This is a genomic window from Falsibacillus albus (assembly GCF_003668575.1).
In the GTDB taxonomy this organism is placed as follows: Bacteria; Bacillota; Bacilli; order Bacillales; family DSM-25281; genus Falsibacillus; species Falsibacillus albus.
Genome location: NZ_RCVZ01000001.1, coordinates 324,718 through 339,383 on the forward strand (window position 1 = coordinate 324,718; position 14,666 = coordinate 339,383).

General features: G+C 43.3%; 13 protein-coding genes. 12 read left to right on the forward strand and 1 reads right to left on the reverse strand.

The window, feature by feature from the left end; translation table 11 throughout:
* The first annotated feature begins 169 nt into the window (after positions 1-169).
* From D9X91_RS01570 to D9X91_RS01590, 5 genes are read left to right on the forward strand one after another with little or no spacing between them, the layout of a single operon-like run.
* Positions 170-955: a hypothetical protein gene (locus D9X91_RS01570; RefSeq protein WP_121678793.1), complete on the forward strand. Its 786-nt coding sequence runs from the start codon at positions 170-172 to the stop codon at positions 953-955.
* Positions 956-960: 5 nt separating this feature from the next.
* Positions 961-1,353 (forward strand): GntR family transcriptional regulator, encoded by a 393-nt coding sequence (locus D9X91_RS01575; RefSeq protein ID WP_121678794.1) that lies wholly within the window; start codon positions 961-963, stop codon positions 1,351-1,353.
* The gene (locus tag D9X91_RS01580) at positions 1,337-2,029 is read left to right on the forward strand and encodes an ABC transporter ATP-binding protein (protein WP_121678795.1); all 693 of its coding nucleotides are present in this window, start codon (positions 1,337-1,339) and stop codon (positions 2,027-2,029) included. Before D9X91_RS01575 ends, D9X91_RS01580 begins: the two co-directional genes overlap by 17 nt.
* Positions 2,030-2,045: 16 nt before the next feature.
* Positions 2,046-2,948 (forward strand): ABC transporter ATP-binding protein, encoded by a 903-nt coding sequence (locus D9X91_RS01585; RefSeq protein WP_121678796.1) that lies wholly within the window; start codon positions 2,046-2,048, stop codon positions 2,946-2,948.
* A 16-nt stretch (positions 2,949-2,964) separates the two neighbouring features.
* Positions 2,965-3,915, forward strand: coding sequence for an ABC transporter permease (locus D9X91_RS01590; protein ID WP_121678797.1), 951 nt, complete (start codon positions 2,965-2,967; stop codon positions 3,913-3,915).
* A gap of 633 nt (positions 3,916-4,548) precedes the next feature.
* Here the strand turns inward: D9X91_RS01590 and D9X91_RS01595 are convergent.
* Complete coding sequence (locus tag D9X91_RS01595; protein ID WP_121678798.1) at positions 4,549-5,820, reverse strand: replication-associated recombination protein A; 1,272 nt, start codon at positions 5,818-5,820, stop codon at positions 4,549-4,551.
* Positions 5,821-6,044: 224 nt separating this feature from the next.
* Here D9X91_RS01595 and D9X91_RS01600 point away from each other — a divergent pair, with 224 nt between their 5' ends.
* The 7 genes from D9X91_RS01600 (at position 6,045) to bioB (ending at position 14,621) form a co-directional block, all read left to right on the forward strand.
* Positions 6,045-6,725, forward strand: a complete 681-nt coding sequence (locus D9X91_RS01600; RefSeq protein WP_121678799.1) for a YczE/YyaS/YitT family protein — start codon at positions 6,045-6,047, stop codon at positions 6,723-6,725.
* Positions 6,722-7,141 carry a cysteine metabolism transcriptional regulator CymR gene (gene cymR / locus D9X91_RS01605; RefSeq protein WP_121678800.1) on the forward strand — a complete coding sequence of 140 codons (420 nt, stop codon included), beginning with the start codon at positions 6,722-6,724 and terminating at the stop codon, positions 7,139-7,141. The genes D9X91_RS01600 and cymR overlap by 4 nt, the downstream gene beginning before the upstream one ends.
* A 136-nt stretch (positions 7,142-7,277) precedes the next feature.
* Positions 7,278-8,420, forward strand: a complete 1,143-nt coding sequence (locus D9X91_RS01610; protein WP_121679011.1) for a cysteine desulfurase family protein — start codon at positions 7,278-7,280, stop codon at positions 8,418-8,420.
* Positions 8,421-8,439: 19 nt separating this feature from the next.
* Entirely contained in the window at positions 8,440-9,555 is a 1,116-nt protein-coding gene (gene mnmA / locus D9X91_RS01615) for a tRNA 2-thiouridine(34) synthase MnmA (RefSeq protein ID WP_121678801.1), read from the forward strand.
* Between the two features lie 471 nt (positions 9,556-10,026).
* Complete coding sequence (locus tag D9X91_RS01625) at positions 10,027-10,695, forward strand: tetratricopeptide repeat protein (protein ID WP_121678803.1); 669 nt, start codon at positions 10,027-10,029, stop codon at positions 10,693-10,695.
* A gap of 16 nt (positions 10,696-10,711) precedes the next feature.
* Positions 10,712-13,108, forward strand: a complete 2,397-nt coding sequence (gene recD2, locus D9X91_RS01630) for an SF1B family DNA helicase RecD2 (RefSeq protein WP_121678804.1) — start codon at positions 10,712-10,714, stop codon at positions 13,106-13,108.
* Between the two features lie 517 nt (positions 13,109-13,625).
* Positions 13,626-14,621 (forward strand): biotin synthase BioB, encoded by a 996-nt coding sequence (gene bioB / locus D9X91_RS01635; RefSeq protein WP_121678805.1) that lies wholly within the window; start codon positions 13,626-13,628, stop codon positions 14,619-14,621.
* Positions 14,622-14,666: the final 45 nt, after the last annotated feature.

Genomic DNA, 14,666 nt, shown 5'->3' on the forward strand with positions numbered 1-14,666 from the left:
ATCACCTCTTCCATCCTACTTTTTCCTGCAGAAAACATATTATTCAAGGAACACTTTTAAGTTTTTGTACATTTTTACCAAATATGTATTGACTCCTTTATTTGTTCTAGTGTACTATTCAACTAGAACACTAAAACATCTATGATGAAAAAAAAAGGGAGGGCAATTGGTGGATTCTTTTAGTGGTTTGTTAAGAAAGGATTATCACTTATCAAAGTCCTGGATGCTTACATGGTTTATTTTCATGCTGCTGATTCTATTTCTTGCTTTTGGCGTATCAGAGTATACAGATCAGCGTCTTGTGGTTTTTGCAGCACTAATGATATTGGGCTTCACCCATTTATGGTTCATTCCAGGCATCATGATGTCTTATTTAAGGGTAGAAGCCAAGACGCAGCTTTGGCTTCATAACCCACAATCAACAAAGGTTCTGATACTCTCAAAAGTTGCGATAGCATTGATGTACCAAATTATCTCTCAATTATTTTTGACAGTTGCTGGTTTGCTCATCCTCAATTATTATTTGACGCCTGACATGATCAATGGCATTTCCGGTATGGGGCATTTGGCGAAGCCGATTTTCTTATTGAATATCTTTCTCATCGCATTTAGTTTGTACGTCACTTGCTGGATTCTTTTTTATTGGACGGTCTATCATGCACTTGGCAAGTATCCACGGATCAAGAGGATGCGCTGGCTGGTTCTTCTGTTGTTTTTCATTGTTTGGAATTCATTGGAGTCGCTGTTTTTGAGGATTTCCCTTTTCAAGCAATGGTTGTATACATGGAAGATTCAAGCGCTTGGCGGAGGCAGCTTCCATTACGAAAATAATCAATGGACAACAGAGGTATCAACGACGATGATTCCGATCATTCCATTTATTCTATATACAGTACTGGGCATTTGCTTGTTTTATTTGTCCAGCTGGCTCCTGGATAAAAAGGTTGAGGTGTAAATAGTATGTCAGAAGAATTTCAAGCATCGAAACCAATATATATTCAAATCGCAGACAGACTTATTAATCGAATCGTCCGCAGGGAATTGCTTCCTGGTGACAAGCTTCCTTCGGTACGGGAGCTTGCCCTTCAATCCGGGGTAAATCCAAACACCGTACAAAGGACTTATAGTGAAATGGAAAGGATGGGGATTGTGGAGACGAGAAGAGGGCAAGGGACGTTTGTCACTGAAAAAGATGACATTTTAATGGGGATAAAAGTCCGGATGAAAAATGATATCATTGATGCCTTTGTGAAGAATATGATGGACCTTGGATTGACCAAAGGTGAAATCATCGATGGTTTAAACAATTTTTTGGTGGAGGATGGAGGTGAGAGGAATGAAAATCGTCCTTGAGAACGTCACAAAAAGGTACGGAAATGATTTTGCCCTGAAAAATGTCTCCCTTTCCTTGGAGCCAGGAAAGATCTATGGACTGCTCGGACCGAATGGGAGCGGTAAATCGACTGTGTTAAAAATGATTGCAGGTCTTGTATATCCCAGTGAAGGCAATCTGTATGTAGATCAAGAATCGGTGACGCGAAAAATAAGCAGAAAGGTAGCTTATTTAACGGAGCTTGATATGTTTTATGAAAATTTCACAGTGAAACAAATGGTGGATTTTCATGCATCGCAATTCAGTGATTTTGATGCTGTTAAAGCATCGGAGCTCTTGAAACTGATGAAGTTGGATCCGGCAAAAAAAATAAAGCATTTTTCAAAGGGGAATAGGGGGAGGCTCAAACTTGTCTTGGTGATGGCACGGGATGCAGAAGTTCTTCTCTTGGATGAACCTTTTTCCGGCTTGGACATCATGGTCAGGGAGGAAATCGTGAAGAGCCTTATATCCTTCATCGACTTTGAAAAACAGACTGTTTTGATTGCCACGCATGAGATTGATGAAATTGAACCGTTGCTCGATGAAGTCATTTCAATATTTAATGGGAACCTTTTGGGCAGAGAAAACGTAGAAGAATTGCGAGAAGAAAAAGGGCTTTCTGTTTCAAGCTGGCTTAAACAACAATTTATTTAAAGGAAGGAACATGAATATGTCGACCATAGTGGAACTGAAAAATGTGACGAAAGTGATTAAGGGCAAAAAAATCATTGATGATTTGTCCTTTAACATCCAGGAAGGGGAAGTATTTGGCTTTTTAGGGCCGAATGGTGCAGGGAAGACGACGACTATCCGGATGATTGTCGGATTGATGAGAATTACTTCCGGGGATGTCGTCATCAATGGTAGCAGCATTCAAAAGGATTTTGAAAAAGCCATTCAGCATGTTGGAGCCATCGTTGAAAATCCAGAGCTTTATAAATTTCTGACAGGACGCCAAAACCTAATGCAATACGCAAGAATGATCAAAGGCATTACGCAGGAGAGAATTGCAGAAGTGGTCGAGCTTGTAGGATTGACAGACCGAATCAACGAAAAGGTCAAAACGTATTCATTGGGAATGAGACAGCGTCTTGGCCTTGCCCAATGCTTGCTTCATCGGCCGAAAGTGCTGATCTTGGATGAACCGACCAATGGCCTGGATCCTGCAGGGATTCGTGAAATAAGGGATTATATCCGGAGACTGGCACGGGAGGAAAGTATGGCTGTCATTGTTTCAAGTCACCTATTGGCTGAAATGGAAATGATGTGTGACAGGATTGCCATCATCCAGAAAGGAAAACTGACGGATGTTCAAACAGTCCGTGATTTCGTAAGCGGCAGCGAGCAGGTTTATATGATTGAGACATCTAATATCGATGCAGCACTGCCTTTGCTGGAAAATAAGTTTGGCGTGACATGCAAGCGTACGGAGGCAGGCATCGAACTTCCTCTTTTAAAAGAAGATGTTCCCGGCGTGATCCGTTTATTGGTAGAAAATGAGATTGATATATTTGGCGTTAAAGCAGTGGCAAAATCTTTGGAAGACCGCTTCTTGGAAGTTACCAATTTGTAGGGGGAGAAACGAAGATATGTTTAAATTAATTCAAAACGAATGGATAAAAATCTTTAAGCGTCCGGGAACTTATGTCATGATCGGTTTAATCGTGCTGATCATTGGCATCATGGGGGCATTTACGAAATATAACGACCTTCACAGCGCGTCGCAAAAAGGCGACTGGAAACAGGCATTAACCGTGCAAAATGAACAAACTAAAAAGAATATGGAAAACGGGCACATGCCAGCTGCTGCAAAGGATCAATTGAAAAAGCAAATCGCCATTAATGACTATCGCATCCAGCATGACATTGCCCCGGCAAAAGGAGAAACGGTTTGGACGTTCATTGCTGGAGCATCTGATTTAATTTCTTTTATTGGCCTTTTCACCATCATCGTCGCTGCAAGCATTGTCGCGAGTGAGTTTAATTGGGGGACGATCAAACTATTATTGATTCGTCCGATCAGCAGGTGGCGAATTCTTCTCTCGAAATATATTACGACCATCCTGTTCGGACTCTCATTACTTTTCATTTTATTTGTTGTTACTGGATTACTGGGGTTGATTCTCTTTGGAACTGGTGAAGGCAGTCATGCATACTTGGCCTATGCATCCGGTAAAGTCGTCGAACAAAGCATGCTCCTGCATTTAGTGAAGACTTATTTGTTTGGTTCCATCGACCTGCTCATGCTGGCGACCATGGCGTTTATGATTTCTGCAGTGTTCAGGAATAGTTCGCTCGCAATAGGCATCTCCATTTTCCTGCTTTTCTCAGGAAGTATATTTACAACCCTTGTAGCGAGCAAATTCGATTGGGCAAAATATATTCTTTTTGCCAATACGGATTTAACGGTGTATTCAGATGGGGTTCCTTTAGTGAAAGGGATGACCCTAGGATTCTCAGTCACGGTGCTGATCATTTACTTCATCGTATTTTTGGCTCTCGCATTCGGGGTTTTCTCCAAACGGGATGTAGCTGCGTAAGAATGAGACGGCTACTTATGCAAACGGCATTTTAGGATATAGAGGTGTTGTTAGTTTCTATTACACCGCTGTTGATTTCCGCGCAAGACTTCGCTTTCCGCGGGCGGCCGGTGAGCCTCCTAGTCGCTGCGCTCCTGCGGGGACTCACTGTCTAGCTCTGGGGCTTAGGGGCTCGAGGTCATAAGCCGATCCTGTCAAAAAGGGAAAGGACACCTTTCCGTGAGATTCGTCTTATGCTTGTCGCCACTAGGCAAGGCACCTCCGCTTTTCCCGCCGGAGTCTTCGTCTTGCACTACAATCAACAGCTAGAATCTGCTAAAAACAACAAACACTTAATAACATGAAAAATCCGAACGAATCCGAAGTCTTAAAAGATTTCGCAATATAGTTCGGGTTTTTCTTCTTCTAAAACACTTTTGTCCCAGGCTCTATATTCATTTCATGTTGTATGGGACCAGATCGAGCCGAATTTTGTTTGTGTCATGTCTCAAACAAGGCGTAATGGGACCTGGTCTCGAATTCCACGCAAATGTTTGCTAATACGCTGGGGAGGGATTGGTAGAGGCTGTTCTCTCCACTCTCTTTGTCTACAAAAAAAAGATGCCCATCGGACTTGCGATTAGGCACCTTTTTTTATTTGGACTTATTGATTTTGTCATAAATGCCTGCAATGGCCTGTTCGAATTTTCCCGTTTTCTTAGGCTGGTAATACGTTTTATTTTTCAAGGTATTCGGCAAGTATTGCTGCTTGACCCAGCCGCTTTCGAAATTATGGGGATATTGATATTCAATGCCTCTTCCCAGTTCCTTTGCTCCTTTATAATGAGCGTCTTTTAAGTGGTCTGGAACTTCTCCGCTGCTACCGGCCCGAATATCTTTGAGTGCCTCATCAATGGCCATGATGGCAGAGTTGGATTTTGGCGACAGGCAAAGCTCGATCACGATTGCCGAAAGGGGGATCCGGGCTTCCGGAAATCCGATTTTTTCCGCTGTTTGAATCGCAGCCAGTGTCCTTGGCCCCGCTTGCGGACTTGCCAGGCCGATATCTTCATAAGCAATGACAAGAAGGCGGCGAGAGATGCTCGGGAGATCGCCTGCTTCAATCAATCGTCCTAAATAATGAAGAGCAGCGTTCACATCGCTTCCACGGATTGATTTCTGAAACCCGCTAAGTACATCATAATGGGCGTCCCCGTCCTTATCATGTGCAAGGCTTTTCTTTTGGAGGCATTCCTCTGCAATGCCAGTTCCAATCGAAATGATGCCATTTTCATCAGGTTCTGATGAAAGGACAGCTAATTCAAGGGCATTCAAGGCGCTTCTCAAGTCTCCATTGCTTGCTCTTGCGAAATGTTCAAGTGCAGCTGGCTCAACTGCCGCCTCTTTTTTGCCCAGCCCCCTTTCTTCATCGGCTAGAGCTTTCGTTAAAGCCGACTTCATTTCTTCTGGTGTAAGCGGCTTTAATTCAAAAATTTGGCATCTGCTCCGGATGGCGGGATTGATCGCGTGATAGGGGTTGCTGGTGGTGGCTCCAATCAGGACGATCATGCCGTTTTCCAAATAAGGCAAAAGGAAGTCCTGTTTTGCCTTATCAAGCCGGTGTACTTCATCCAGAAGTAAAATGACCTTACCGGACATTTTTGCTTCTTGAGCAACAATTTCCATATCCTTTTTATTATTTGTGACGGCATTCAATGTACGGAAGGCATACTTGGTGCTCCCGGCAATGGCGCTTGCGATCGAAGTTTTTCCGATTCCTGGCGGTCCATATAAAATCATGGAGGAAAGCATTTTTGCTTTTACCATCCGATCAATTATTTTACCCTTACCGACCAGGTGCTGCTGACCGACAATTTCCTCGATGCTCCTTGGCCTCATCCTGAATGCAAGTGGTTTCTCATTCATGCGCATCTCTCCAAACTGACGTTCTCTTAATCGTTATTGTAACAAACGTTTTGTTCAAATGCATTTGAAAGAGTTTCTGTGCTATAATGTCAAAAGTTAAGGCTCTTTTTCAGAAACATTGTTCTTAGGTTGGCTTGTTTCAAATTTCAGCTCCTTAGGAACAATATTACTGAAAAAACCAACGGAGATAAAATCATTCAAATCCGGTGGAGCGGGGAAACGATATGGACACAAAAAAAGAGATAAGTGCGAGACTTGGTATTTTTGTTTTGGGGCTTTGGATAATGGCCTTGGGAATTGTCTTTTTAATATTGGCCGATATCGGTGCCACTCCATGGGATGTGCTTCATGTAGGCCTCGCTCACAAATTTGGCCTGACAATAGGTACGTGGTCCATCCTTATCGGCTTTATCGTGCTCGGGTCATCCTCCTTGCTGACGAAGACATTTCCGCAGTTCGGAGCTTATTTAAATATGATATTAGTCGGTGTTTTCATCGATTTGTATATGCTGCTGCCCTTTATGGAGACCCCAAAAGGACTTGCAGGAAAAATCACCATGTTCCTATGCGGCATGATCATTATGGCCTATGGGATGGGGCTGTATATATCTGCAAGGATCGGTGCTGGCCCACGGGATAGCTTTATGCTGGCCGTCCATGAAAAAACCGGCTGGAAAATTCCACGTGTCCGACGAGGAATGGAGTTGATCGTTCTATTGTTTGGGTGGATATTAGGCGGCCCGGTATCGTATGGAACCATCATATTCAGTGCAGCAATTGGAACATTGGTCGGATTTTCATTGCCGCAATGTCAGAAATTAACCGATTATCTTATTAATAAATTTACTAAAAAATTATCAAAAAAAATGATCGAAAAAGAAATTAATCGAGGTGCAAAACTATGAAAATTTCAACGAAAGGCCGCTACGGTCTCACCATTATGATCGAATTGGCCAAGCGTCATGGAGATGGGCCGACTTCATTAAAAACGATTGCTTCTGCCCACGATTTGTCTGAGCATTATTTGGAGCAATTAATTGCTCCATTAAGAAATGCAGGCTTGGTCAAAAGTATCAGAGGAGCGTACGGAGGGTATATTTTATCAAAGGAACCATCTGAAATTTCATCAGGGGATATTATCCGTGTCCTTGAGGGACCGATCAGCCCTGTCGAGGGAATCGAGGATGAAGAACCTGCCAAGAGGGAGTTGTGGATTCGAATCCGCGATGCAGTAAAAGATGTCTTGGACAATACAACCATTGAAGATTTAGCCAGCCATACGAGCGATGGCGAATCGGATGCGTATATGTTTTATATCTAGACTGTTATTTTAAAATGGTTGTTTTTCACTGTTCATTTGGATTGTAGAGGAAAGTGCGAGCATCCTGCACCGGAAATCAACCTTACACAATATTTTTGAAAAAAGTCTATATTTAAGCTTATTGGAGTGAAAAATGGTGGAACGAATTTATTTAGATCATGCAGCTACTTCCCCGGTTCATCCAGAGGTCATCGATAAAATGATGGGCATCCTGCAGGAGCAGTATGGAAACCCTTCAAGCATACATTCATACGGGCGCGAAGCTCGAAGGATCTTGGATGAAGCGAGGATGGTCATGGCTAAAAGCATCGGTGCCAATTTTAATGAGATAATTTTTACAAGCGGCGGAACAGAGGCGGATAACATGGCAATTATCGGCGCTGCCCATGCCATGAAAGAGAAGGGGAAGCATATCATCACGTCCTCGATCGAGCATCACGCCGTCCTTCATACGTGCCAAGCATTGGAAAATGAAGGATTCAAGGTGACGTATTTGCCGGTCGATGAACATGGACTCATAAGCCTGGAAGATTTGAAATCTTCCCTCACGGATGAAACCATTGTCGTTTCCATTATATATGGGAATAATGAAGTCGGAACGATCCAGCCAATAAAGGGGATCAATGAACTCCTATATGATCATCAGGCGGTCTTTCATACGGATGCTGTACAGGCATACGGAATCGAGGACATCAATGTCAATGAATTGGGAGTCGACCTTTTGTCCGTTTCATCGCATAAAATCAATGGTCCGAAAGGCGTCGGTTTTTTATACGCAAGAGAAGGGGTTTCACTTCTTCCAAGAGCGCTTGGCGGTGAACAGGAGCGGAAACGACGTGCAGGAACAGAAAACGTCGCTTCCATTGTCGGATTTGCAGAGGCCGTCAAAATCGCGGAGGAAACGAAAGTCCAAAAGGGAGAGGCATGCCAACAATATAAACATGTTTTCTTGCAAATCTTATCTGAAAAAGGGATCGATTACAGGCTGAACGGATTTCTTGATGAGTCGCTTCCTCATGTGCTAAACTTGAGCTTTCCGGGCACAGATGTTGAAGCAATGCTGGTCAATTTAGATTTGGAAGGCATTGCGGCTTCGAGTGGTTCGGCTTGCACAGCTGGATCAATCGAGCCATCACATGTTCTTGTCGCAATGTTCGGAAATCATTCAGAACGCTTGCGAAACTCCATTCGCTATAGCTTTGGATTGAATAATACATTAGATCAAATCAAATTGGCTGCTGAAAAAACAGCTGCCATCATTCATAGATTAACCAACTAGGAAAAGGAGGTGCAGTGCATTGGAAAAAGCACCAAAAGATACACGCGTCGTCGTAGGGATGTCCGGAGGGGTGGATTCTTCCGTTGCTGCCCTTTTACTGAAGGAACAAGGCTACGATGTCATCGGCATTTTTATGAAAAACTGGGACGATACGGATGAGAATGGCGTTTGTACGGCAACCGAAGATTATAATGATGTGATCCGTGTATGCAACCAAATCGGAATCCCTTATTATGCCGTCAATTTCGAAAAGCAGTATTGGGATAAAGTATTTACCTACTTCTTAGAGGAATATAAGGCAGGCAGGACGCCGAATCCCGACGTCATGTGCAACAAGGAAATCAAGTTTAAGGCATTTCTTGAGCATGCCGTTAAATTAGGGGCGGACTACTTGGCTACTGGCCACTATGCCCAAGTGGCGTACCGTGATGGGGAATACAAAATGCTGAGGGGTCTTGATGACAATAAAGATCAAACATACTTCCTCAACCAGCTGTCACAGGATCAGCTTTCGAAGGTAATGTTCCCTATCGGCGGCCTCAATAAAAAGAGGGTAAGGGAAATTGCCAAAGAGGCGAACCTTGCCACTGCTGCAAAGAAAGACAGCACCGGTATTTGCTTTATCGGGGAAAGGAACTTCAAGGAATTCTTGAGCAATTATTTACCGGCGCAGCCCGGCAATATGGAGACTTTTGATGGCAAGGTGATGGGCAAGCATGATGGCCTCATGTATTACACGATCGGCCAGCGTCATGGCTTGGGAATCGGGGGTTCAGGAGATCCTTGGTTCGTGATCGGAAAGGATTTGGAACGAAATATCCTTTATGTCGGTCAAGGCTTCGATCACGAGGCACTCTATTCCGATTCGATTATTGCAACGAATGTAAGCTGGGTATCCAATAAGGAGCAGCCTTCAGAATTTACTTGTACAGCGAAGTTCCGCTACCGCCAGCCGGATCACCAAGTAACCGTAAGGGTGCTAGAGGATAACAAAGTCGAAGTGATCTTTGATGAACCAGTCAGGGCGGTCACGCCAGGCCAGGCAGTTGTCTTTTATAGCGGGGATGAATGCTTGGGCGGAGGCACCATCGATGAAATATTTAAGCATGCCAAAAAATTAACTTATGTAGGTTGACAGAAAAGGTCTCATCATGGAATTGTTTCCATGATGGGCCTTTTCTTTCTGTAAGGCTATTTTCGTGAAGATCGTTTTTAAAAGTTTTTTTAAAAAATAACTCATCATATGAAGTTGATTGGAGCGGAAGGTGCGAGACCCTGCAGCGAAGCGAGGAGATGTGAGGCGGATGTTCGATTAAGTTCGGCACGTCGTGTGCCAACATCATCCTGTGAGTCCCCTCGGAAAGCGAGCATCCTGAAGCGGAAATCAACCTTACACAACCTTTGTTCAATAGCAACAAACTTCACGAAAAGAGCCATCTGTGGAGTGATTGAACAGGTCCTTGACATAAGTTGACAAAGGTTATATGCGACCTGACTGACCAGCACTCATTTATGGTATACTTCGTATTAGAATATGAATGGTAAAGGCCATTTGAAAAGAGCCTTTTTATAAACGCAGAGATAATAAATTTTGAGGTGTAGTGAATTGGATAAAAATAAAGCAGGAATCGAACTTTTACAGGATGGAAAATTTGAAGAGGCGATCAAACTTTTTAATGAAGTCATCAATGAAAATCCGAAAGATCCGGTTGGGTATATTAATTTTGGCCATGTGCTGTCAACTGTCGGTGAACTGGAGCGTGCTGAAAAATTTTATCTGAGAGCAATCGAGCTTGATGAACATGCGGGAGCTGCTTACTACAGCCTGGGCAATCATTATTTTAAGGTTGAACGGCTCGAAGAAGCGACGGAAATGTTCGAAAAAGCTGTGCAAAATGGCATTGACTCCAGTGATGCCTATTTTATGCTTGGCTTATGCCTGATGCAAGCCGAGCAATTCCGCCTGGCACTTCCATATCTTCAAAGAAGCGTCGAGCTTGATGAATATGACGTCGAGGCGGGATTCCAGTATGGATTGTGTCTTTGCCAAGCGGCCCTCTACGATGAAGCCATCAAACAGTTGAAAAAAGTATTGGAGCTGGACCCTGAACATCCGGATGCTTTATACAATTTAGGAGTGGCAGTGGCAGGACACATGGATGATCCTGAAATGGCCTTGTCCTATTTTAACCAAGCACTAGAGATTCAGCCAGACCATATGCTTGCGGGCTATGGGAAGAAAATGATGGAAAAGGCAATGGAAAATCAGCAATAATAGGGGGGATATGCGGATGGATAAGCAGCATAATTTGGATTTGTTTTCCGAAGAGGAAGAGTATGTAAAAGGAAGGCATATTGTAACGATTTTCCATAATGAACAAAATCTATATTCAGTCATCCGCATCCGGGTCGATGAGTCGAATGTCCCTAACCAGGATAAGGAAGCGGTCATTACCGGCTACTTCCCCAAGATACATGAACAGGAAACTTACATGTTTTATGGCCAAATGAAAGAACATCCAAAATTTGGCCCGCAATTTCATGTCACCCATTATCAAAAGGAATTGCCTCAGACGAAAGAAGGAATCGTCAATTATCTTTCCAGTGAATTATTTAAAGGAATCGGAGTCAAAACGGCAGAAAAGATCGTTGCTGAATTAGGCGAGAATGCCATAAGCAAAATCTTGGATAACCCGTCCATCCTTGATTCAATCCCCAAGCTGCCATCGGACAAAGCCAAGGATCTATACGATGCATTGATGGAGCATCAGGGGCTGGAACAAATAATGGTGGGGTTGAACCAATTCGGATTCGGCCCCCAGCTTTCCATGAAAATATATCAGGCTTACAAAGAAAATACACTTAAAATCTTACAGGAAAATCCTTACCAGCTCGTGGAAGCTGTAGAAGGAATCGGTTTTGGCCGGGCGGATGAGTTAGGGAGTAAACTCGGTATAAAAGGAAACCACCCTGATCGCATCAAAGCAGCCATCCTGTATGTCGTCGAGCAGCAATGTATGCAGGATGGCCACGTCTATGTGGAGGCTCGTGAAGTGTTGGAGAAAGTGAAAGCTTTGTTGGAAGACAACCAGCCTGTCAAGATTGAATTTCAAGACATCTCGAATGAAGTGGTCAAATTGAATGAAGAGAGCAAGCTTATGGTCGAAGAACAGCGGCTATATCTCCCTTCCCTTTATTTTTCTGAAAAAGGACTTGTGACCAATATTCAGAGGCTCCTTGCACAGGAAGAATATGAGGACCAGTTTCCAGAGTCGGAATTCCTGCTTGCTCTGGGTGACTTGGAAGAGCGTCTTGGCGTCCAGTATGCCCCCTCGCAAAAAGAAGCCATCCAGCGTGCACTTATGTCGCCGATGCTGCTTTTAACCGGTGGCCCGGGTACAGGAAAAACGACAGTAATCAAGGGGATCGTCGAGCTTTTTGCCGAACTTCATGGATGTTCATTGGACCCTTCGCAATACAAGAAAGAAGAACCATTTCCGGTGCTTTTGGCCGCTCCAACCGGAAGGGCTGCCAAAAGAATGACAGAATCAACTGGTCTGCCAGCGGTGACCATCCATCGCTTATTGGGCTGGAATGGACAAGAAGGGTTTAATTCGGATGAAGATCATGTAATTGAAGGTAAGCTCTTGATCATCGATGAAATGTCAATGGTGGACACTTGGCTCGCACATCAACTTTTTAAGGCATTGCCGGAGCATATCCAAGTAATCATGGTGGGAGATGAGGACCAGCTTCCTTCAGTTGGGCCAGGGCAGGTATTAAAGGATCTATTGCAATCATCTGTCGTCCCGACAGTCCGGCTGGTCGATATTTACAGACAGGCTGAAGGGTCCTCGATCATCGAATTGGCGCATGAAATAAAGAAAGGATATCTTCCTCCCAGCATAGGGAAACAGCAGCCTGACCGCTCCTTCATTAAATGTCGAACTGCCCAGATTGGAGAAGTAGTTGAAAAAGTAGTTGAAAATGCCAGGAAAAAAGGATTTTCGGCGAAGGATATTCAAGTGCTTGCTCCGATGTACAGGGGGCCGGCAGGGATCGACCGTTTGAATGAATTGCTTCAACAAATTTTCAATCCCAATGAGGATTCTTCACGCAAAGAAATTTCATTTGGAAATGTAAAATATCGAATCGGGGATAAAGTCCTGCAGCTTGTCAATCAACCTGAGAGCAATGTGTTCAATGGAGATATCGGTGAGGTCATTTCGATTTTTTACGCGAAAGAAAATACCGAAAAAAAAGAAATGGTCATCGTTTCCTTCGATGGAATTGAAGTCACCTATACAAAGCAGGATTTAAATCAGATCACTCATGCTTATTGCTGCTCCATCCATAAATCCCAGGGGAGCGAGTTTCCAATCGTGATATTGCCTGTCGTGAAAAGCTATTATCGAATGCTAAGGCGGAACTTGCTATATACTGCGATTACGAGAAGCAAACAATTCCTTATATTATGCGGAGAAGAGGAAGCATTGAAAATGGGTGTCGAGCGGGAAGATGACCAAAAAAGAAGGACGACTCTTTGCAGCAGATTGCAAGCAATCGGGGCTGTACAAGATTTGAAAGAACATGAAGAGGACGGCATCGAATATCTGACGGAAGAGGCCATCCATTCAATTAATCCAATGATCGGCATGGATCATGTGACGCCATACGATTTTATGTGAATGATAAGCAGACAAAAAGGGATCAGAGAATTTACTCTGATCCCTTTTGTCATTTGTCTGGATGTGAATTTTAAATTATTGTAAAGGCTGTTTTCTCAAAGATTGCTGTTTAACGGTTAATTGATTGGAGTGGAAGGTGCGAGACTCTCACCACCTGCCCCTAGGAAGACGAGTGGAAATCAACCTTATCCATCCTAACGCCAAAAAATGAACCATTTTTATTGTTAACTAAACATTTTAACCTGTTGACATAAATCATAAATTCAAGCTATCCTTATTTTGTAAGGGTTACCTTTTAAATTTAGGCTATGTTAAAGCTTATTGTTGACAACGGCTCTATCTGGGTGTTGATTGGAGTTCTAGTCGAAGACTCCGGCGGGATACGCAGAGTTAGGGAGACCGCGGAGGCTCCCGACCCGCCTGGGGAAAGCCACAAACTGCACGGAAATCAACCGGTGTGTTTAACAGAGCCTAAATTTAAAGTTTGAACACCAAAAGGCAGAGGGAGGAAATGAAAATGGGTAAATGGAAGATGCTTGCTAAAGAGGTACTGAAAGGAAAAGAATTGAGTAATGATGAGGCTCTATCCATTTTAGAGTGCGGTAAAGAAGAAATCCTCGAATTATTGGATGGCGCCTATCAAATCCGAAGAAAATTTTACGGAAATAAAGTTAAACTCAATATGATCATTAATACAAAATCAGGATTATGCCCGGAAAACTGCGGGTATTGTTCACAGTCTATCGTATCGACCGCACCGATTGAAAAATACCGCATGATTGACAAAGAAAGCATTCTTAAAGGTGCAAAGCAAGCCGATCATTTAAATGTCGGTACATATTGCATTGTTGCGAGCGGCAGGGGACCAAGCAACAGAGAAGTGGATCATGTCGTGTCGGCAGTAAAAGAGATTAAGGAAAAATATAACCTCAAGGTTTGTGCATGCCTTGGTCTGTTGAAACCTGATCAGGCCAAGCAGTTAAAGGAAGCCGGTGTGGATCGGTATAACCATAATATTAATACATCTGAATCTCATCATGAGCAAATAACAACTTCGCATACATATCAAGACCGTGTCAATACAGTTGAAATTGCAAAGGAACATGGAATTTCACCTTGCTCTGGCATCATTGTAGGTATGAAAGAAACGCTGCAGGATGTTGTAGATATGGCAAATAGTTTGAAAGTACTCGATGCAGATTCAATACCTGTCAATTTCCTTCACGCAATCGATGGTACTCCGCTTGAAGGTGTAAATGAACTTGATCCCATTTATTGTTTGAAAGTGCTTTGTCTGATGCGTTATATAAACCCTTCGAAAGAAATAAGAATATCAGGCGGAAGGGAAATCAATTTGAGAAGCTTGCAGCCGCTTGGATTATATGCAGCAAATTCAATTTTTGTAGGGGATTATTTAACGACAGCGGGACAGGGAAGCACAAAGGACCATCAAATGCTGGAGGATATGGGATTTGAAATTGATTATGTACGAAATGAAGAGCCTGCTCTCTAGAGTGAAATGGTGTTGGAAAAGGTTACACCTAATTTTTTAAGGAAT